This is a genomic window from Roseibium sp. (genome assembly GCF_048260565.1).
In the GTDB taxonomy this organism is placed as follows: domain Bacteria; phylum Pseudomonadota; class Alphaproteobacteria; order Rhizobiales; family Stappiaceae; genus Roseibium.
Window position 1 is genome coordinate 905,055 of sequence record NZ_JBLXGP010000001.1, and the last position, 20,036, is coordinate 925,090.

General features: G+C 60.1%; 22 protein-coding genes. All 22 read left to right on the forward strand.

What is annotated here, in order from left to right; all coding sequences use genetic code 11:
- The first annotated feature begins 128 nt into the window (after nt 1-128).
- Nucleotides 129-968 (forward strand): cyclase family protein, encoded by an 840-nt coding sequence (locus tag ACN0SO_RS04105; RefSeq protein ID WP_417674781.1) that lies wholly within the window; start codon nt 129-131, stop codon nt 966-968.
- A 63-nt stretch (nt 969-1,031) separates the two neighbouring features.
- On the forward strand, nt 1,032-1,376 hold the full coding sequence (locus ACN0SO_RS04110) for a cupin domain-containing protein (protein ID WP_417674783.1): 345 nt from the start codon (nt 1,032-1,034) through the stop codon (nt 1,374-1,376).
- A gap of 3 nt (nt 1,377-1,379) precedes the next feature.
- Nucleotides 1,380-2,180 carry an SDR family NAD(P)-dependent oxidoreductase gene (locus ACN0SO_RS04115; protein ID WP_417674785.1) on the forward strand — a complete coding sequence of 267 codons (801 nt, stop codon included), beginning with the start codon at nt 1,380-1,382 and terminating at the stop codon, nt 2,178-2,180.
- Nucleotides 2,181-2,184: 4 nt separating this feature from the next.
- Nucleotides 2,185-3,111 carry a 3-hydroxyacyl-CoA dehydrogenase family protein gene (locus ACN0SO_RS04120; protein WP_417674787.1) on the forward strand — a complete coding sequence of 309 codons (927 nt, stop codon included), beginning with the start codon at nt 2,185-2,187 and terminating at the stop codon, nt 3,109-3,111.
- Nucleotides 3,112-3,152: 41 nt separating this feature from the next.
- Nucleotides 3,153-4,439 (forward strand): ABC transporter substrate-binding protein, encoded by a 1,287-nt coding sequence (locus ACN0SO_RS04125; RefSeq protein WP_417674789.1) that lies wholly within the window; start codon nt 3,153-3,155, stop codon nt 4,437-4,439.
- Nucleotides 4,440-4,509: 70 nt separating this feature from the next.
- Nucleotides 4,510-5,235, forward strand: a complete 726-nt coding sequence (locus ACN0SO_RS04130) for an ABC transporter ATP-binding protein (RefSeq protein WP_417674791.1) — start codon at nt 4,510-4,512, stop codon at nt 5,233-5,235.
- The gene (locus tag ACN0SO_RS04135; RefSeq protein ID WP_417674793.1) at nt 5,228-5,932 is read left to right on the forward strand and encodes an ABC transporter ATP-binding protein; all 705 of its coding nucleotides are present in this window, start codon (nt 5,228-5,230) and stop codon (nt 5,930-5,932) included. Before ACN0SO_RS04130 ends, ACN0SO_RS04135 begins: the two co-directional genes overlap by 8 nt.
- A gap of 7 nt (nt 5,933-5,939) precedes the next feature.
- Entirely contained in the window at nt 5,940-6,806 is an 867-nt protein-coding gene (locus ACN0SO_RS04140; RefSeq protein ID WP_417674795.1) for a branched-chain amino acid ABC transporter permease, read from the forward strand.
- Nucleotides 6,803-7,843, forward strand: a complete 1,041-nt coding sequence (locus ACN0SO_RS04145) for a branched-chain amino acid ABC transporter permease (RefSeq protein WP_417674797.1) — start codon at nt 6,803-6,805, stop codon at nt 7,841-7,843. The genes ACN0SO_RS04140 and ACN0SO_RS04145 overlap by 4 nt, the downstream gene beginning before the upstream one ends.
- The gene (locus ACN0SO_RS04150) at nt 7,833-8,768 is read left to right on the forward strand and encodes a 3-keto-5-aminohexanoate cleavage protein (RefSeq protein WP_417674799.1); all 936 of its coding nucleotides are present in this window, start codon (nt 7,833-7,835) and stop codon (nt 8,766-8,768) included. Before ACN0SO_RS04145 ends, ACN0SO_RS04150 begins: the two co-directional genes overlap by 11 nt.
- Nucleotides 8,769-8,856: 88 nt before the next feature.
- Nucleotides 8,857-9,633 (forward strand): IclR family transcriptional regulator, encoded by a 777-nt coding sequence (locus tag ACN0SO_RS04155; protein WP_417674801.1) that lies wholly within the window; start codon nt 8,857-8,859, stop codon nt 9,631-9,633.
- Between the two features lie 256 nt (nt 9,634-9,889).
- A complete protein-coding gene (locus ACN0SO_RS04160) occupies nt 9,890-10,891 on the forward strand; it encodes a TRAP transporter substrate-binding protein (protein WP_417674803.1) in 1,002 nt (333 codons plus the stop codon).
- Between the two features lie 66 nt (nt 10,892-10,957).
- Nucleotides 10,958-11,470 (forward strand): TRAP transporter small permease, encoded by a 513-nt coding sequence (locus ACN0SO_RS04165; RefSeq protein WP_417674805.1) that lies wholly within the window; start codon nt 10,958-10,960, stop codon nt 11,468-11,470.
- Nucleotides 11,467-12,768 (forward strand): TRAP transporter large permease, encoded by a 1,302-nt coding sequence (locus ACN0SO_RS04170; protein ID WP_417674807.1) that lies wholly within the window; start codon nt 11,467-11,469, stop codon nt 12,766-12,768. The genes ACN0SO_RS04165 and ACN0SO_RS04170 overlap by 4 nt, the downstream gene beginning before the upstream one ends.
- Before the next feature lie 12 nt (nt 12,769-12,780).
- Nucleotides 12,781-13,734: a D-2-hydroxyacid dehydrogenase gene (locus ACN0SO_RS04175; protein WP_417674809.1), complete on the forward strand. Its 954-nt coding sequence runs from the start codon at nt 12,781-12,783 to the stop codon at nt 13,732-13,734.
- A 15-nt stretch (nt 13,735-13,749) separates the two neighbouring features.
- On the forward strand, nt 13,750-14,943 hold the full coding sequence (locus tag ACN0SO_RS04180; protein ID WP_417674811.1) for a M24 family metallopeptidase: 1,194 nt from the start codon (nt 13,750-13,752) through the stop codon (nt 14,941-14,943).
- A 12-nt stretch (nt 14,944-14,955) separates the two neighbouring features.
- Nucleotides 14,956-15,924 carry an amidohydrolase family protein gene (locus ACN0SO_RS04185; RefSeq protein ID WP_417674813.1) on the forward strand — a complete coding sequence of 323 codons (969 nt, stop codon included), beginning with the start codon at nt 14,956-14,958 and terminating at the stop codon, nt 15,922-15,924.
- 55 nt (nt 15,925-15,979) lie between these two features.
- The gene (locus ACN0SO_RS04190) at nt 15,980-16,933 is read left to right on the forward strand and encodes an alpha/beta hydrolase (protein WP_417674815.1); all 954 of its coding nucleotides are present in this window, start codon (nt 15,980-15,982) and stop codon (nt 16,931-16,933) included.
- Nucleotides 16,934-16,946: 13 nt separating this feature from the next.
- Nucleotides 16,947-17,501, forward strand: coding sequence for a YbhB/YbcL family Raf kinase inhibitor-like protein (locus tag ACN0SO_RS04195; protein ID WP_417674817.1), 555 nt, complete (start codon nt 16,947-16,949; stop codon nt 17,499-17,501).
- Between the two features lie 127 nt (nt 17,502-17,628).
- Entirely contained in the window at nt 17,629-18,435 is an 807-nt protein-coding gene (locus ACN0SO_RS04200; protein ID WP_417674819.1) for a glutathione S-transferase family protein, read from the forward strand.
- A 162-nt stretch (nt 18,436-18,597) separates the two neighbouring features.
- On the forward strand, nt 18,598-19,230 hold the full coding sequence (locus tag ACN0SO_RS04205) for a TetR/AcrR family transcriptional regulator (RefSeq protein ID WP_417674821.1): 633 nt from the start codon (nt 18,598-18,600) through the stop codon (nt 19,228-19,230).
- A 6-nt stretch (nt 19,231-19,236) separates the two neighbouring features.
- Nucleotides 19,237-20,010: an enoyl-CoA hydratase/isomerase family protein gene (locus ACN0SO_RS04210; protein ID WP_417674823.1), complete on the forward strand. Its 774-nt coding sequence runs from the start codon at nt 19,237-19,239 to the stop codon at nt 20,008-20,010.
- Nucleotides 20,011-20,036 lie beyond the last annotated feature (26 nt).

The following is a 20,036-nucleotide window of genomic DNA, read 5'->3' on the forward strand; positions in this document are numbered from 1 at the left end:
GCGGGCCGGACTGCAGTCACAAATCCAAAAACCGCAGTGCGGTACGTATTGACTGCATGGCAATACATGTGTATCAATTTTCAAGACATGAAAACGCGCCCGCAAGATGCGATTGGGAGGACAAAAAAATGACGATTACGATCAGGGGTATCGATTTTCAGGAAAACACCAACAACGACATGGGGTTGGAATTCTACAACCTCAGTCACCGTTACGGTTTCCAGTGCCCGAACTGGCCCTATTTCCGGGACGTCCAGATCGAACGCATGCACTACATGGCAAAGTCAGGTGTGCTGTCGCAGACGATCACCACGACAATGCACGTGACCACCCATATCGACGCGCCGGCCCACGTTGTTCAGGGCACGCCTTTTATCGATGAGGTTCCGCTGCCGCATTTCTTCGGCTCCGGTCTGGTCGTATCGATCCCGAAAAAGAAATGGGAGCAGATCACCGCTGACGACCTGGAAAAGGCCTGCGGCCACGCCATCCGCAAGAACGATGTCCTGATCATCAACACCGGCTGGCACAAGGTCTACGAAGACGGCGACTACTTCCCCTATTGCCCGGGTCTTGTTCCCTCGGCCGCCGACTGGATGGTTGAAAAGGGCATCAAGGTCGTCGGCCACGACACCCAGGCAAACGATCATCCGCTTGCGACCGCAATCGGTCCGCACCGCAACGGTCCGCTGCTGCCCCACCTTGCCGAAGAATACAAGGAATGGTCCGGCGGCATTACCTGGGATGAGGCCTTCCCGGAATGGGAACCTGTCCATAACAGGCTCTTTTCCAACGGCATTCTCGGCATCGAAAACGTCGGCGGCGATCTTGATGCCGTCACCGGCAAGCGCTGCACATTCGCTTTCTTCCCGTGGAACTGGGACCGTGGCGACGGCTGCATCATCCGGCTGGTCGCCATGATCGACAAGGGTCAGAACTACCGCATCGAGGCCGGAGAAACCTTCTAGGCCCGTATTGATGGCCGCTGCCTCCGGCGGCGGCCATGCATGCAGCATTTGGGAGGATCACGCATGCACGTAAAACGATTTCAGGATGCTCAGCCCTATGACGCACCGAACCACTGGGATGTGGTCGGCCTGCGCCTGCAGGGTTTCGAGGAAGGCGGCCCAACCAATCAGTGGGTCGGCCTCAGCCAGTTTCTTCCCGGCGGGGGTGCGGGACCGGATTCCACCCCATTCGAAAAGATCTATGTCGTTCTCGAAGGCGAGATGACCGTCATAATCGACGGCATCGAAACCATATTGGGCAAATACGACAGCTGCACCATCGCTCCGGGAGAGGTCCGCAAGATCGAGAACCGCTCCAATCTGGTGTGCACCATGCTCGTCGTCATCCCCTACCCGCCGAAGGCCTGACCCATGACCGATACCTGGAAAAACCCGCTGTCCATGTTCGAGGTCGCCGGAAAGACCGCGCTGATCACCGGCGCGTCCGGAGCTTTCGGTATGGTCGCCGCCAGAACACTGGCCGGCGCGGGATGCAAGATCGCGCTCGCCGCCGGCAATGCCGATGCCCTCAAGGCGATTGCGGAAGAATGCAGGGAGCTTGGGGCTGACGTTCTGGAACTCAATTCACGCCCGAACACCGAAGAAGCCTGCAAGGCGATGGTCGATGAGACCGTCAAGGCCTTCGGACGGCTGGACATCCTGGTCGTCGCATCGGGCATGAACAAGGTTGCTAAGATCGACGAAATGCCGGTCGAAACCTTTACCGGCGTGATGGACGCCAATGTCACCCAGTCCTGGATGCTCGCCCGTGCGGCGACCGTGCAGATGAAGGCTCAGGGAGACGGTGGCAAGATCGTTCTGGTTTCCTCCGCGCGCGGGCTGTTGGGGCATCCCGCAGGCTATACCGCCTACTGTGCCTCGAAAGCCGCCGTGGACGGGATCACCAAGGCACTCGGCTGCGAACTCGGGCCGACCGGCATCACCGTCAACGCGATTGCCCCGACCGTGTTCCGCTCGCCACTGACCGCCTGGATGTTCGAGGACACTGACGAGGCGAAGACGGTTCGCAACGGGTTCCTGACACGCGTTCCCAAGGGCCGCCTTGGCGAACCGGAGGATCTGGCAGGTCCCCTGCTGTTCCTCGCCTCGAAAGCCTCGGACTTCTACACCGGTCATATCCTGTACGCCGACGGCGGCTATACGGCAGGGTGATCTGATGGCGGACCTGAGCAAAATCACCGTTGTCGGCGCGGGCCTCATGGGTCACGGCATTGCCTTGACCTTTGCCCGCGCCGGACACGACGTCCGGGTCTATGACCCTTTCGCCGAGAGCCTTGCGTCGTTGCATGATCGTGTCCGGGCAAGTCTTGAGGCTCTCGGCTGTGGCGCGGATGACGCCGAAGCGGCACTCACCCGCATAACCGCTGTGTCCGACCTTGCCGAATGTGTCGGCGACGCGGACGTGATCTTTGAGGCAGCACCGGAAAAACCGGACCTGAAACGCCAGCTGTTCAGGGACGTGGAACAGGCAGCGCCCAAATCCTGCCTGTTCGCCTCCAACACATCGGTCATTCCGATCACGACCATCATGCAGGATCTGGAGGACAAAACGCGCGGCGTCGGGACACATTGGTGGAACCCGCCGCACATGATCCCGCTGGTGGAGGTCATCCGCACCGAATGGACCTCCGATGCAGCCTTCCAGGCGGTCTACGAGTTGTTGGCCGCCGTCGGCAAGACGCCTGTGAAGGTGGAAAAGGACGTGCCCGGCTTTATCGGCAACCGGCTGCAGCACGCCATGTGGCGGGAAGCGGTCAATCTGGTCGAAAAGGGCGTCTGCTCGGCGGAAGCCGTCGATACCGTGGTCAAGTCGAGCTTCGGCCGTCGCCTTGCCGTCCTGGGGCCGCTGGAAAACGCGGACCTGGTGGGCACCGACCTGACCCTCGATATTCACGAGAACGTTCTTTTCGACCTGGACGATCGGGGCGAACCGTCCCCCTACCTGCGCAAGCTGGTTGCGGACGGAAAACTGGGAATGAAATCCGGCGAAGGATTTCGCCGCTGGAAGCCGGAAGAAGCGGAACAGATCCGCCGCCGGGTCGCTGTGCATCTGAGGAGGCTTGAGACGATTATCGACGACTAGCGGTCCTGTTGGGACCGGCGCATCTTCTGGGAGGAAAAACGATGACGCTGTTCGATAGCAAGAAACAAATTTCACGCAGAAACCTGCTGGCAGGTGCCGCCGTCGGCCTTGCGGCCCCGGCGATCCTGTACCGGACCCGCGCATATGCGGCCAACCCGGTCATAAAAGTCGGCCATGTCAGCCCTAAAACCGGCCCGCTCGCGGGCTTCGGCGAGGCGGACGAATATGTGATCGCGCAGATCCAGAAGCTCTTCGATGCGGGCCTTCAGAACAACGGCAAGACCTATACGGTCGAGATCATCAGCAAGGATTCGCAATCGAACCCGAACCGGGCCGCGGAAGTAGCGGCCGAGCTGATCCTCGGCGAAGAGGTGGACATTATCGTCGGCGACTCGACACCGGACACCACCAACCCGGTCGCCGATCAGGCGGAAGTCAACGAAGTCCCCTGCATCACCACCAACTGCCCGTGGCAACCCTATTTCTTCGGCCGCAACGGCGATCCGGCCAAAGGTTTCGAATACACCTATCATTTCTTCTGGGGCCTGGAGGACGTCATCAATGCGTTCCTCGGTCTGTGGCATCAAAGCGGCGTCAGTCGAAATGTCGGAGGGCTGTTCCCGAACGACGCGGACGGAAATGCATGGGGCAATGCCGAGCGCGGGTTCCCGCCGACATTGAAGGCGAAAGGCTTCACTCTTGTCGACCCGGGACGCTATCAGCCGCTCTCCGATGATTTCACCTCGCAGATTTCCGCTTTCAAGGAAGCCGGCTGCGAGATCGTCACCGGCAACATGATTCCGCCCGACTTCGCCAACTTCTGGTCCCAGGCGGCGCAGCAGGGGTTCAATCCGAAGGTTGTGACCATCGGCAAGGCACTGTTGTTCCCGTCGGTAATCGAGTCTCTTGGCGACCGCGGCGACGGCCTGACCTCGGAAATCTGGTGGTCTCCCGACCATCCGTTCTCTTCGTCCCTCACGGGCGAAAGTTCGAGACAGTTGGCTGAAGGCTACAGCTCCGCAACCGGGCGGCCATGGACCCAGCCGATCGGCTTCAAGCATGCGTTGTTCGAAGTCACAGCGGATGTGATCCGGCGCACGGCGGATCTCGACGACCCCCAGGCCATTCTTGAAGCAATCAGGCAGACGAAGGTCGGGACGGTCGTCGGGCCGGTGGACTGGAGCACAGGACCGGTCCCCAACGTCACCAAGACACCCCTTGTCGCCGGGCAGTGGCAGAAGGGAGCCAACGGCTTCGATCTCGTTATCACGACAAACAACAGCGCGCCGTTCATCCCGACCACGGGCGAACTCAAGCTGCTGGCCTGAGAACGCGGCTAGCCGGCCGGGCAAGCCCATTTGTCCGGCCGGCCCCTTCAAAGCCACAAGGATTTCGATCTTGCCCATCCTTGAACTGCAAAATGTGACCAAGTCCTTCGGCGCCGTCGTCGTGGCCGATGAACTGAGCTACAGCCTGACGCAAGGCGAAGCGCTCGGCGTCATCGGTCCGAACGGTGCGGGAAAGACCTCCATGTTCAACCTGATCACCGGCACCTTCGCCCCGGACTGCGGTTCTCTCCACTTCCGCGGCAAACCGATCACGAACATGTCCGCTGCCGATCGCTGCCGGGCCGGAATCGCCCGGTCGTTTCAGATCCCGCAGCCGTTTTCCGGCATGACCGTGTTTGAAAACCTGATGGTGGCGGCCACCCATGGCGCGCGGGACAGTATCTCGAAGGCCAACCGGCATTGCCTCGAGGTCCTTGAGAAAACCGGACTGATCGACCGTGCCAATGCCCAGGCGGGCAGTCTGACTCTTCTCGGCAGGAAGCGTCTGGAACTGGCACGCGCCCTCTGCGCCCGGCCGAAACTTCTGCTGCTCGATGAAATCGCCGGAGGGCTGACCGAACACGAATGCCGCGACCTCATAGATACGATCAACGATATCCGCAAGGAAGGCGTCTCGATCATCTGGATCGAGCACATTGTCCATGCGTTGCTTTCCGTGGTCGACCGGCTGATCGTGATCGATTTCGGACGCAAGATCGCGGACGGAGATCCCGCAGAGACGATGGCGTTACGAGAAGTTCGCGAAATCTACATGGGGGTCGATGCGGATGGCTGACCCGTTTCTGACGGTAAACGACCTGACCGCCTTCTACGGCGACTTTCAGGCCCTCTTCGGCATTACCCTTCATGTTAATGCCGGCGAGGTCGTTGCGGTGATCGGCGCCAACGGCGCCGGCAAATCGACCCTGATGCGGTCCATCACGGGGCTTCTTTCCAATGGCCCTGACATGGTGTGCTGGAAGGGCGGGAATATAGGCCACCTGCGCGCGGACCAGATCGCCAGATTGGGTATTGCCATGGTGCCCGAGGGCCGCCAGCTGTTTCCCTCCCTGTCCGTTGAGGAAAACCTGATCATCGGCGGGCAGGCCGGACGGCAGGGTCCCTGGAACCTTGAGAAGATCTTCAGGCTTTTCCCGATCCTGGAAGAGCGGCGGAAGGTGCCTTCCACAGCTTTATCGGGAGGCCAGCAGCAGATGGTCGCCATTGGCAGAGCCCTGATGTCGAACCCGGATATCCTGCTGTTCGACGAGATCAGCCTCGGTCTGGCGCCAATCGTCGTCAAGCAGATCTACGAGATCCTGCCATCCATCATCGGCGGCGGTACGAGCGCCATCATCGTCGAACAGGACATCGCCAAGGCCCTGTCCGTTTCCGACCGGATCTACTGCCTGCAGGAAGGCCGTATCGCTCTGGAAGGTCAGGCCGCCACCGTCACCCGCGAAGCCATCAGCGCCGCCTATTTCGGAATCTGAGGTAATCATGGACTGGATAAACTCAATCGTTCAAGGCGTGCTGCTCGGCGGTCTCTATGCACTCTTCGCCGCCGGGCTTTCGCTGATCTTCGGCGTGATGCGCCTCGTCAATATCGCCCACGGCGATTTCATCGTGCTGGCCGCCTACCTGGGCTTGACGGTCGCCACCACCGTCGGCCTGCATCCGCTTGTAGCCCTCATCATCGTGATCCCGGTCATGGGGCTTATCGGCTATGTTCTGCAACGCGGTGTGCTCAACCACACGCTTGGCGACGACATCCTGCCGCCGCTGCTGGTCACCTTCGGTCTCTCGGTCATCCTGCAGAACGGACTGCTGGAAATCTACAGCGCCGACCCGCAGAAGATGAACGCGGGAGCTCTGGAGACCGCAAGCCTTACCCTGCCCGGCAACCTGAACATCGGCTGGCTACCCCTTTTGATGTTTGCCGTTTCCGTCGCCACGATTGCCGGCCTGCAGTGGCTCTTTTATCGCTCAGCGCTCGGCCGCGCGTTCCGCGCCACCTCCGACAACCAGGACATCGCCCAGCTAATGGGGCTCAACAAGGCCCATGTCTTCGGTCTCGCCATGGCCCTGTCGCTCGCCGTCGTCGCAATCGCCGGCCTGTTCCTGGGAATACGGACGAGTTTCGATCCGTCTGCGGGCCCCGGACGGCTCATCTTCGGTTTTGAGGCCGTGATCATCGGCGGGCTCGGCAATCTGTGGGGCACCCTTGCCGGAGGCATCATTCTCGGCATCAGCCAGAACATCGGCGCTCAGCTCAATCCGGGCTGGCAGCTTCTGGCGGGCCATCTGGCGTTTCTTCTGGTGCTGGCGTTCCGTCCGCGCGGCCTGTTTCCGAGGATCGACGGATGACCGCAGCGAGCTACACGATCTCCCGCACCACACCGGTCAGCCGCGTGGCAGCGATCGCGGGCCTCGCGCTCTGCCTGTTCCTGGCAGCCGCACCCTGGTGGGCCGGACGCGCCGACCTCCGTCTTATGAGCGAGATTTTCCTCTATCTCTCGCTTGCAAGCCTCTGGAACCTCCTGGCTGGCTATGCAGGTCTCGTCTCGGTCGGTCAGCAGGCTTTCGTCGGTTTCGGCGGATACATGCTGTTCGCCTTCACCATGTTCTTGGGTATTTCACCGCTTCTGGCTATTCCGATCGCCGGCATTCTGGGTGCGGCCGTCGCCCTGCCCGTCGCCATCCTGATCTTCCGCCTGCGCGGCGCCTATTTTGCCATAGGCACCTGGGTCATCGCAGAAGTCTTCAGGCTGGTTTTCGCGCAGGTCAGCGACCTCGGCGGAGGCTCGGGCACCAGCCTGCCGATCGACGTGGTCAAATCCATCGCGGCCAACCGCTCGGCTCGCGAATCCACCAGCTACTGGCTGGCACTGGGAATTGCCATCCTGGTCATCGCCGTTGCGTTCCTGTTCCTGCGCTCACGCCAGGGCCTGGCGCTGACGGCGATCCGAGACAACGAACTGGCCGCCAAGAGCCTCGGCATCGACATCTGGAAGACGAAACTCGTCGTCTACATCGTGACCGCCGCCCTGACGTCCGCGACGGGCGCGCTGATCTTCCTTCAGAAACTCCGGATTTCGCCGGACGCAGCCTTTTCCGTCAACGACTGGACCGCCTTCGTGATCTTCATCGTGGTGATCGGCGGCATCGGTACCCTGGAAGGGCCGATCATAGGAACCATTATCTTTTTCGCCTTGCGCGAAACTCTTGCCGACCTTGGCACGATCTATCTCCTGGTCCTCGGACTTGTGGCAATCGTCGTCATGTTGCGAGCTCCGAAAGGGCTTTGGGGCCTGTTTCGGGCCAAGGTCGGCATTGAAATTTTCCCGCTGGCACGGCGGGTGGTGCAACCCTCAGAGAACCAGGACGGCCGACATGGCAAATAAGCGTCAAAAGACGATCATCACATGCGCAGTGACCGGAGCAATTCACACGCCGACCATGTCGGACGCCCTGCCGTATACCTACGACGACATCGCACAACAGGCCGTTGAGGCCGCCGAGGCCGGGGCATCCATCCTGCACCTGCATGCGCGCAACAACGAAACCGGCGCGCCGTCCGTCGATCCGGATGATTTCAAGCCTTTTCTCGGACGCATCAAGCAGGCGACCGACGCCGTCGTGAATATCTCGACCGGTGGGTCACTGACCCTGTCCATTCAGGATCGCATCAGACCGGCCGCAACCTTCAGCGCCGAAATGTGTTCCATGAACATGGGATCGATGAACTTCTCGTTTCATCCGCTCGCCAAACGCTACGACACCTGGAAGTTCGATTGGGAAAAGGACTACGTCGCCAATTCCGACGGCAACATCTTCCGCAATACCTTCAAGGACATCGAGGAAGCGGCAACCACACTGGCGCCTCACGGCATCAAGTTCGAGCACGAGTGCTACGACGTTGGCCACCTCTATAATCTCAAGTTCTGTATGGATATCGGCCTCTTCAAGGCACCGATCTTCATCCAGTTCGTCATGGGCATTCTGGGCGGCATCGGGGCAGATATCGACAACCTGTTGTTCATGAAACAGACGGCGGACAAGCTCTTCGGCGACGATTACCGCTGGTCGATCCTGGCCGCCGGCGCAGCCCAGATCCCCATGGCCACGACCGCCAGTCAGATAGGCGGCAACGTCCGCGTCGGACTGGAGGACAGCCTCTTCATCAGCCGCGGCCAGCTTGCCGAGAGCAATGCCCAGCAGGTGACCAAGATCCGACGCATCGTTGAAGACCTGGGCTGCGAAGTGGCCACACCCGATGAAGCGCGCGAAATACTCGACCTGAAGGGCGCCGATCGAACCGCCTTCTAGCAACAAACCGCCCGCCATCAAGAGCATTTGGCAAAGCGGGCTGGCATGCTAAGGAGATCGGCGCAAGAACGATAAAGAAGTGATGACGATGGCTGGCAAGACAAAAGACACCGACGATTCCAGATCCGGCGTGCAGGTGATTGCGCGCGCGGTCGCGATCATGCGCAGCCTTCGAAACGAGAACGACGGCCTCAGCCTCGGGCAGATCGCCGAAAGGGTCGGGCTCCCGCGATCGACCGTTCAGCGGATCGTCGGTGCCTTGCAGGCCGAGCATATGGTGATTGCGGCCAGCCCGGGCCGCGGCATCCGCCTCGGCCCGGAAATCACATCTCTGGCGGAATCCGCGCGCATTGACATGGGCGAGATCCTCCGCCCCTATCTGGTGGAACTGGCCAAGGCCACCGGCGAAACGGTCGACCTGGCCGTTCAGCGCGGAAAGCGTCTGATCTTCATCGACCAGATCCCCGGAACCCATCGCCTGCGTACGGTCTCCTTCGTCGGCGAAAGTTTCCCCCTCTTCGACACCGCGAACGGCAAAGCATGCCTGGCACTTATGGATGAGGGCCGGATCATGAAGCTGATGGCGAGTGAAGCGCCTGAAATTGCCGAGGATCCGAAGAAGCTGGATGCCTTCCTCGCCGAGATCGAGGATATCCGCAACACTCGGATCGCCTTCGATCGCGATCAGCATACGGACGGTATCTCGGCGGTCGGCGCAGCCTTCGGCGATCGCCAGGGCGAAATCTACGCGGTGTCGATCCCGACCCCAAGCTCCCGTTTCAATCTGACCGAAGCCAAGCTGGTCGCGCAATTGTTGAAGACGCTCGACCAGCTCGCCCGGCTCGAGGTCATCGGAAAAACCTGATTTTCCCGACCATTTGCTTCGAAAAGAAAATCACTCTGATCGGTCTTCCCTTATGCGTTTCTTTCCACGCATGAGTTGTCCGACGCATGCTGTCTTGCCTGGGTGAAAACGCTGATAAAACGTACGTTTTTCATGCCATTTCCGGCAAAACAAATTGACAATCTCAAAAGTTCTACGATACGGTACACGTGTATCGCAAATCAGGTTGAGAACAAAAATAACCGAACCTGAAAAACGGCACTGTGGGAGGAAAAACATGAAACATGCCTTTATCTGTAAAGTGGGCATTGCGCTCGCTGTCGGCGTCGCCTCGATCGCATCCGCATCTGCAGAAACCCTGAAAGTATCGACCTTTCTGCCGCCGAAACATGCCTTTAACCGCATGCTGACCCAATGGGGGGAAGAGCTAGCGGAAAAGTCCGGTGGAGAACTCACCATCAACCTGTTTCCTGCCGGTCAGCTTGGCCCGGCTCCGCGGCAGTATGATCTCGCCGCCTCGGGCGCTGCTGACATTTCCGTGGTGCTGCATGCCGCCACTCCGGGCCGGTTTCCCATGACCGGGCTTGCGGCCATGCCCCTTTCCTATCCTTCGGAAGGGTCGAACAGCGCGGTTTCGTCCAAACGGCTGACCGAACTCGCACCGGAATACCTGGCTGCCGAACATCCGGGCACGAAGATCCTCTGGATGGCGGTAACCCCTCCGCTGAAGATCAATCTCGCAGACAAGAAGCCGGCAACGCTCGATGACCTTAAGGGTCTGCGCATCCGCTACGCCGGCAAGGTCTTTCAGCAGATGATCGAAAGCCTGGGCGCTTCCCCTATGCCGGTCCCGCCCGGCGAAGTATCCGAAGCCATGGCGAAGGGTGTCATCGACGGCGCAACCTTCCCCTTCGAAGCCGTCATGGCGTTCGATCTCGGCCAGGTGGTGAAATATTCTCTGGAACCGGGGATGGCGTCGGCAACGTTCGCCGTGGTCATGAATGAGACTTCCTTCAATGCGTTGCCTGAGAAGTTACAGAAGCTCATCATGGAAACGACCGGCCCTGCCCGCGCCGCCACTTTCGGTGCCATGTGGGACGAAGGCGAAGCCAAGGGCCGCCAGTATGCTGTTGATCACGGCATCGACATCGTCACCCTCGACGATGGTCAGGTGAAAAAACTGACCGAAATCGTGACACCTATAATCGATGCTTCGATCAATGCGGTCGATGAATCCGGCAAGCCCGGACGCGCATTCTACGACGCCTACACGAAATAGGCTCAGCGCACGGGAAGCCGGTTTCCGGCTTCCCATTAACTTTCGACAACAGGTAAAGTGGATTCAATGTCCGGACTGAACCGTTTTTCGGATGCGATACTGCGTGCGCTGCTCGCAATAGCCATGACCGCCCTGTTTCTCATGATGCTGGTCATCGTGGCGGACGTGGCCATGCGGTTTGCCATCAACAAGCCGTTGACCGGGGCCTATGACGGTGTCGAGATCCTGCTTGTCATCAGTGTCTTCTACGGCCTTCCGGCCGTGATCGCCGGGCGGCATGAAATCATCATCGACCTGATCGATCATTTGGTTCCACCCGGGTTCGTGGAATTTCTCAGGCGGTTTTCCAACCTTCTGTCCGCCGTGATCCTCGGCTTCATGCTCCTGTCGATGATCGACCCGGCGAGACAGGCCTACCTGTACGGCGACCTGAAACTGGAACTGAACCTGCCGGTCTGGATCGTCTGGGTCATCGCGCTCGGCGGCATGGCAGGCGGTGTTCTCGCCTCCATCCTGAACCTGTTCGGCGGACTTTCCAGAAGTCCAGCCTACCCGGCGAACAAGGGGCCATCGAAATGAGCGCTTCGATTGTCGGACTGCTGTTCATCGCGATCATGTTCGTCCTCCTGTTCTTGCGTACTCCGGTCTGGCTGGCGCTCGCCATTTGCGGCATCGTCGGCAATGCAGCCTTGTCGAACATTCAGGTCGCCCAGTTCATGGCCGGGTCGACCACATTCGACATGGCCTCCAAATACGGCCTGTCCGTCGTCCCGCTGTTCGTCCTGATGGGCGAAATCGCAACCTCTTCGCGGCTCTCGTCCGAGCTTTTCTCTGCTGCCCGGGTCATCATGTCCGGATTGCGTGGCGGTCTGTCGGTCGCAACGATCTGCGCCTCCGGGGCTTTCGGCGCCATTTGCGGCTCGTCGGTTGCGACTGCGGCAACCATGACCCGGATCGCCATGCCGGAAATGCGCAAGGCGGGCTATGCGGATGCGTTTTCCGCCGGCTCCGTCGCCGCCGGCGGAACGCTCGGCATTCTCATCCCGCCGTCGATCATTCTGATCATCTATGGGGCGATCGCCGAACAGTCGATCCCCAAGCTCTTCGCCGCCTCCATGATCCCCGGCATCGTCCTGCTGGTGCTCTATGCGGCGATCGCGCTGTTCGTCGCCCATAGGGTTTCCGGTCAGGTTCCGGCCGCCGATCAGGTATCCTTCGGCGACCGGCTGAAGGCGTCGCTTGAACCCTGGCAGTTCTATCTGCTGTTCATCGTTACCATCGGCGGCATCTACAGCGGGATCTTCAGCCCGAACGAGGCCGCCGGCGTCGGGACCTTCGCCGCCATCGTCATCGGCTTTCTCAGCCGCCGGCTGACCGTCGAAAGCCTGATCCGGGCCCTGCGTACAACGACCATCACCAGCGCGGTGCTGTTCATGATCATCATTGGCGCGTCGATGTTCGCCAATTTCGTGGTCCAGACCCGGTTGCCGAACCTTTTGATCGAGACCGCTCAGGCAATAGGGCTCGGTCCGCTGATGATCATGACCCTGATCATCATCCTCTACATCATCCTTGGCTGTTTCCTGGAAGGGATCGGCATGGTGCTGATCACCGTGCCCGTATTCCTGCCGATCATCACCAGCTACGGCTACGACCCGGTCTGGTTCGGCGTGCTGGTCGTCATCGTCGTCGAACTCGGACTGATCACCCCGCCGGTCGGCATGAACCTGTTCATCATCCAGGCTCAGGCTCCCGAAGTCAGCCTCAGGGCCCTTTATTCCGGCATAGCGCCCTTTCTGATCGCGCCGGTCTTCCTCATCCTGCTGTTGTTCCTGCTGCCGGGCTTGGCGCTCTGGCTGCCCGCAGCGCTTTACTGACCGAGGCAAATCATGGCCAAAACACAAGTCCTGATCTTCGACCCGGATGCGCAGTGGTACTGCGAGACCCTTGCACAACAGTGTCCCGGATATGCCTTCCTGCCTGCGGTCACCGTCGACGAAGCGCTTAAGGTGGCCGCAGATGCGGAAATCCTGTGCGGACTGGCGCCTTTCATCCCGGTCGACATGATCCAGGCGATGCCGAAGCTCAAATGGGTTCAGGCGCTGACCACCGGCGTCGACCATCTGCTCCACATGCCGGAACTCGCTTCCGATGTGGTCATCACCAATACGAGGGGGATGCACGGTCCGCAGATGTCGGAACTTGCAGTCCTGATGATGATGTCCCTCGCCCGGCAGTTTCCGGCCATGATCGCCAACCAGCAGGCATCCGCCTGGAAGCAATGGCCGCAGCCGCTCCTGCAGGACAAGACGGTCTGCATCGTCGGCCTCGGAGTGATCGCGGAGGCACTGGCGGTCCGCTGCAATGCGTTCGACATGCGCGTAACGGGCGTTTCCGACGGCCGGTCGGAGGTCGACGGCTTTGCGCGCATTTTCAAACGCAACCGGATTGCAGAGGCGGCAGCGGAGGCCGATTTCCTCGTCGTCATCGTGCCCTACGGCCCGGAGACCCATCACATCGTCAACGCCGATGTGCTCAAGGCCATGAAGCAGAGCGCCTATCTGATCAACATTGCCCGCGGCGGATGTGTCGATCAGGACGCAGTTGTCGACGCCCTGAACAGCGGTGAGATCGCCGGCGCCGGGCTCGACGTTTTCAATACCGAACCCTTGCCGGAGACGAGCCCGCTCTGGACCGTACCGAACCTGATTATCACCCCGCATATCGGCGGCATGTCGGACTGCTACGCCCAGCAGGCCCAGCCGATCGTCGCCGAGAATCTGAATGCCTACGCGAAGGGCGGAGCCGCCGCCCTCAAGAACGTCATTGAACGTCCCAGCTAGCAGGAGCTTTCCCAAATGACAGGACCGGTCAACCGATCCCAAACCTCGACCGCGGAGCTTGAACGCCGCTGGCAGGCGGTGCGCGCCGCGATGCGCGCGGACGGCATCGATGCGCTGGTCATGCAGAACACCAGCGACTGGGTCGGCGGTTATGCCCGGTGGTTCACCGATATTCCCGCCACCAACGGCTATCCGCGCACCGTCGTGTTCTACGCCGACAAGCCGATGACCGTGATCGAAATGGGTTCCTTCGACACTTGCCGCGACATTCAGGGCGATGATCCGCTCCATCGCGGGGTCGGCAGGCTGGTCAACACCCCGTCCTTTGTCTCCATCGGCTACACCAATACCTACGACGCGGATCTGCTCGTTGATGAGCTGAAACGGACCGCACCGAAGAAAATCGGCCTCCTCACACCAGGCGCCCTTCCCTTCGCACTTGTCTCCGCGGTCAAGGATCAACTTGGATCCTCCGTCGAAGTCACCGACGCGACAGACCTGGTTGACACGATCAAGGCAATCAAGAGCCCGGAGGAAATCGCCCTTATCCGCGAAGTCGCAGACCTGCAGGACAAGGTCTTTGCCGCCGTCTGCGGCTACATCAAGCCCGGCCTCAGGGACGTTGATCTCGCCAGTTTCGCCCAGGCCGAAGCCCATCGCCTCGGCAGCGATCAGGGCATTTTCCTCGGCACTTCCGCGCCCCTTGGGTCTCCATCGCGCTTTGCGCCCCGGCAATTGCAGGGCCGGACCATCCAAAAGGGCGAGCATTTCTCCATGCTGATCGAGGTCAACGGTCCCGGCGGCATGTATGTCGAGATCGCCCGCACCATGGTACTGGGTAAGGCAACCCAGGCGCTGAAAGACGCCTTTGCCACGGTCAGGGAATCGCAGGATTACAATCTCTCCCTGCTGAAACCGGGTGTCCCGGCTGCGGAAGTCGCCGCCAAGCACGATGACTGGATGGCCGCGCGAGGCCTGCCGGTCGAACGCCGGCTTTATGCCCACGGCCAGGGCGTCGACATGGTCGAGCGGCCGCTGATCCGGCGCGACGAAACCATGGCCCTCGCCGAAAACATGTGTCTTGCGGTTCACCCCGGCTACGACGACGGCACCGTCTTCGCGGTGATCTGCGACAACTACATGATCGGCTCGGACGGTCCGGGCGCCTGTCTGCACAAGACCGAAAAGAAACTTTTCGAAATCGACTAGAGGAAACGTTCCGTGACGAACCCTGTTGCAAAGATCGCGCTTGAAGAACATTTCATGGCGCCCGGTTTCATCGACTATTTCAACAAGACGTCGATCAACATCAGTCCGGAACTTTTTGGCAAAGCATTGAACGCCTTGCAGGATTTCGGCGAGATGCGGATTGCCAACATGGACAGTATCGGCGTCGAAAAAGCCGTCCTGTCCCTGTCCGGCCCCGGCGTGCAGGCCGAAACCGACACAGCAGTTGCCATCCGCAAGGCGCGTGAATGCAACGATTTCCTTGCCGCCGAAATCGCGAAGAACCCGACCCGCTACGGCGGCTTCGCCCATCTGGCCATGCAGGACCCGAATGCAGCAGCAGACGAGCTGGAACGCTCCGTCAGGGAACTCGGTTTTTCCGGCGTGATGATCAACGGTCAGACCAACGGCGCCTATCTGGACGACGACCGCTTTTCCGTCTTCTGGGAAAGGGCTTCCGACCTGGAAGCACCGGTTTATATCCACCCCTATAATCCGCCGGACGTGCCCTATATGTACCACGGCCATTCCGAACTGTTTGGGCCGGTCTGGTCCTGGACGGTGGAGACCGGCAACCATGCCCTGCGTCTGGTCTTCGGTGGCGTTTTTGACCGGTTCCCGAAGGCCAAGCTGATCCTCGGCCACATGGGCGAGACCCTGCCCTACCAGCTCTGGCGGTTCGACAGCCGCTGGGAGATCAGTAACCGGGGAAGCAAGCGGCTCGAGATGAGGCCCTCGGACTATTTTCACCGCAACATCTGGTGCACCACCGCAGGCGTCTGTTCCGATGAACCGCTGCGCTGCGCCATTGATGCCATGGGCGTCGATCGCGTGATGTTCTCGGTCGACTATCCGTTCGAACGGCCGGAGGAGGCAGGCAGGTGGATCGACGCTGCGCCCTTGAGCGACGAGGAACGCGCGAAGGTCTGCCATCAGAACGCAAAGGCGCTCCTGCGTCTCTAAGCGTCAAAGGACCGGCGGGCATTTCTTCCGCCGGGCAAAAGGGAGGGAACGCAAGATGAAACGCTATCTCACGCCTCTGGCCGCGCTGGCCATTCTGGCAACGACCCATGTGGCTTCTGCCCAGGTGGTGGAAACGCCGGATATCGCCAAAAACCTCCATGACCTCGGCAACCAGCTGACGCGGGAAACCGTCGGCGCGACCATGAAGATCTACGGGCCCCTCCACGCGCAGACGAAAACCGGCGGCATCGAAAAAGTGGCCGATCAGACATACGGCCCGGCAGAACGAAACGTGCTTGATGTCTACAGGCCGGAGGATGCGAACGGCAGTCAACCAATCATGATTTTCGCCCATGGCGGCGGTTTCGTACGCGGCGACAAGGCCGGTGCCGCCAATATCGGCACCTATTTCGCAAAGCATGGGGTGGTCACGATCGTAATCAACTACCGCTTCGCCCCCGACAGCCAATGGCCATCGGGACCCGAAGACGTTGCAAACGTCATGTCCTGGGTCAGGGACAACGCGGCCATTCACGGCGGCGATCCCGCCAATGTGGTTCTTGCCGGAAACTCAGCCGGTTCTGCACACGTGGCAGCATATGCTCTGTACGAAAGCTACCAGATCGAAAACGACGGCCTGATCGGGCTCATCCTGATTTCCCCGCCGACGGCCAACCTGACCGATCACGAAATCGACCCGCAGCGCGATGCTCTCTACTACGGCACCGATAAGTCCACGTTCGCGGAACGGTCCTACATCAACAAACTTTACGGCCGGACCGTGCCCATCATGGTGGCCGTCTCCCAATACGATATCCCGTTGGTGCAGTCCCAGGCCGGTCAGCTTGTCCAGGCCCTGTTCGAGCGTGACGGACACCTCCCCGTCCTGTCCACCGCCGTCGGACACAATCACATTTCCATCGTCGAGCACATAGGCACCGGCGACGAAACGCTCGGGCCGGACATGCTGGAATTCATCAAATACCAAAGCCTCGGCATGGGAAAATAAGAGGGAGGAAAAGATGAAAATGAATATTCGGAAACTGGTGCTCGGGATCGGATTTACGGTCGGATTTCCGCTGGCCGCGCACGCCGGCGCAGGCTTTGAAGTTACATCGAAAACCTTTTCAGACGGCCAGATCATCGACAGCCGCCATGCAGCGAAAGGCGGCCCGCGAAATTGCGATGGTGAAAACATCCAGCCCGCGATGAACTGGACCAATGCACCGGTCGGAACCAAGAGCTTCGCGATCGTAACCATGGATGACGTTGGCCGTCATGGACAGGGCGTCATCCACTGGCTGCATTACAACATTCCAGGTGACGCGACAGGGCTCGCTGAAAACTCTGTTCCGGAAGGGTCGACCGGCGGCAAGAATTCGATCGGCAAGACCGCCTATTTTGGGCCGTGCCCGGATGTCGGTGATGTTCCGCACCATTATGAATTCATGCTGCTGGCACTGGATCTGGAACCCGGCGCCCTGGAAGCAGGGATGGATTGGCCGACACTGAAGCAGAAAGTCGACGGCCATACCTTGGGCGCGACCAGCATCGTCGGCAGATACGCCCGCCGTTGATCCTTCGTTGCAGCAGCGATCAAACCTGACGAAAAACCCCCGCATGGCCGCAGCGGGCACTTAATTGCTGCGGCCTTTCACACAGGTACAATCCTGTCACTACCTCTGAAATCCGGGGATCGGACCCATGCTGACCCTCTATCACGGCGCCACCAGCGTCTGTTCCCAGAAGGCACGTCTCAGCCTTGCTGAGATCGGGCTCGAATACGAAGGCCACCTGCTCGATCTGATGACCGGGGACCAGTTCGATCCCGATTATCTGAAACTCAATCCCAACGCGGTCGTCCCGACTCTGGTCGACGACGGAACGGTGGTGATTGAATCGAGCTTGATCCTCGAATACCTGGACGAAACCTATAACGCCGGCAAACTGATGCCACGAGATCCGGAATTGAAGGCCAAAACAAAGCTCTGGCTGCTCCGGTGTCTCGCCATCCACGGCGCCATCAATTCCCTGAGTTTCGCAACCGTTCTGCGCGCCAGGCAGATGGCCGGCAAGACGCCGGAACAGCTTGAAGCCATGCTCAGGCAAATGCCGAACCCGATCTCAAGGGAGAAGCGGCGCGATCTTCTGGAGAACGGCGTCGATTCCCTCCACGTCGAAGCGGCCTTGAGGGAAATGAGGTCCGCACTTGCAGACATGGCGGCCATGCTGGCGCAGTACCACTGGGTCAGTGGCCCAGACTACGGCCTCGCCGATATTGCACTTCTCGCCTATATCGACCGGCTCGATCGCCTTGCGATGAGTGGATTGTGGGAAGACGAGTTCCCCGAAGTCGCTGATTGGCTGGAGCGCTCCAAAATGAGAGACAGCTACAAGACTGCGATCGCGTCCTTTGTCGATCCGTCCGCTGCCGAAAAAATGTATCAGACCGCGGTAACGTTCTGGCCGGCCATTGCCCGGACCTGGTCCGATATTCGAAACGGCTCATGATAGGACCAACCTAAGCACCCACTCATAGCCCCTGGATTGGTGGCGCGGCTCCCCCCGAGCATCGAACCGCTAACGCGCTGCAACAAAAGGAGTGCTTGCATCCTCGGCCTGAATATGAATACTGATTCATGTTTCATTTAGACGCATGTCCGGAGTCAGGCCTTGGCAAAAACAGCGCGAAAAACAAGCACCGGGACCGACCAGTCGAACGGACAGATCCAGCCGAAGACCGCCCGTGGCGAAGCGACACGAAAGGCGATCCTGTCCGCTGCCGAACGTGTCATCGGCGAGCGTGGGTTCAACGAAGCATCCATCGGCCTCATCACCCGGGAGGCCGGCGTCGCCCAGGGCACATTCTACATCTATTTCAAGAGCAAGGACGAAGTCTTTTCCGAGCTGGTTCTTGAAATGGGGCGGCTGGTCCGGCGCGCGCTCAGCGAGGCGACCCAGAATATCGAAAACCGGTTAGATGCGGAAAAGGCCGGCCTGACCGCCTTCCTGGAGTTCATCCGCGCCCACCCGGATCTCTACCGGATCATCCAGGAGGCGCTCTTCGTCGACCCGGAAGCTTATCACGCCTATTACCATACCTTCGCCGAAGGCTATCGAAACGGACTCGAATCGGCCGTCAAGGCCGGCCAGATCAAACCAGGCGATGCCGATACCCGGGCATGGGCACTAATGGGCATTTCCCGCTCGCTCGGCGAACGGGCGGTCATCTGGGGAGACAAGACCCCGGTAGAAGACGTCGTCGAAACCGCCCACGACCTGATCGTCAACGGTCTGAAGCCGTAATTGCCCATGTCTTCGCTCGTAAAGTTTTCCCATGACCGGAACATCGCCAGCATCCGGCTGAACCGTCCGGAGCGGCACAACGCGCTGGTACCTGGGCTCCTGGACGACCTGCGCAGCTGTCTGGAACTTGCGCGTGGCGTCAGTCCGGACGCCCTGGTGCTGTCCGCCGAGGGCCGGAGTTTTTCAACCGGCGGCGACATCGGCGGTTTCATGGCGCATGCGGAAAACCCGGACGAGCTGCTTGCCTATTCGGACCGTATCGTCGGTGCGCTTAATGACGCGATAATCGACCTTCTGGATTTTCCCGCGCCTGTCCTTGCCGCCGTCAACGGACCGGTCACCGGCGGCTCACTCGGCCTTGTTCTCGCGGCGGATCTCGTTGCCATGAGCGAAAGCGCTTTTCTGCAGCCTTATTACGGTGTGGTCGGTTTCGGCCCGGACGGTGGCTGGACCGCGCTCTTGCCGGAGCGGATCGGCACGGCCAAGGCATTGGAGCTTCAATACCTGAATACCCGGCTGACAGCCGACGATGCCCTGCGCCTTGGTCTTGCCAATGCGGTCGTTTCAGAAAGCGGTCTCGAGCGCCAGATCGACGCCTGGTCAGCGTCCATCGCCGGCATGAACGCAAACACCCTCAAGGCCACGCGGGCGAACGTCTGGGACAAAACCCGCATTGCGGCCGTTCGCAAACGGCTGGATCAGGAAAAACGCTGGTTTCTGGAGCGCGTCATCGCTCCCGATACCCTTGAGGGCATGAAACGCTTTACCGGAACACCTTAAGAAAACGAGCTGCCGCTCCAAAACCG